Genomic DNA, 396 nt, shown 5'->3' with positions numbered 1-396 from the left:
GTCGTCTTACGGTCTTGATCTTGTTATTCATGCCTTCAATCTTTCCTGAAGATATCCCAAAAATGGTATGTGAAAGGATCCCTTCGTAATGGTTCTCGATTAGTCGCGCAAACCATTTAAAGTGCTTGTTTTTCGTTCCTTTGCACGTGTCAATCAGTGAATTCAGCAGCTGCACCACCTCCTCTGGATCTGAGCATTTGAAGCCTCTTTCCAGCTGGTCTTTTACCAGATCGCAGGTCATGAAGAGAGAGTTCACTTTGAGCAGTTCATTGTAACGTTTGACAAAACCTGTTTTGGCAAGAACTGGCTTTAACCCAAACAAGGTGTTCTCGCCACCCATCATGGCTCCAGCCTTCCCTTTTGCATCTTTGGAAGCCAGCGTTGCCTTAGAAGACA

1 protein-coding gene is annotated in these 396 nt (G+C 44.9%); it reads right to left on the bottom strand.

Annotated features, from left to right (window positions below; genetic code table 11):
* Positions 1 to 396 (bottom strand): transposase (locus tag Afil_RS10770; RefSeq protein WP_230268552.1); only part of this gene is annotated, 396 nt, incomplete at both ends.

The sequence above is a fragment of the Allobaculum fili genome, from assembly GCF_020969955.1.
Classification (GTDB): Bacteria; Bacillota_I; Bacilli_A; order Erysipelotrichales; family Erysipelotrichaceae; genus Allobaculum; species Allobaculum fili.
Note: the sequence above shows the minus strand (reverse complement) of the source record. Positions and strands in the feature narration are given on the sequence as shown.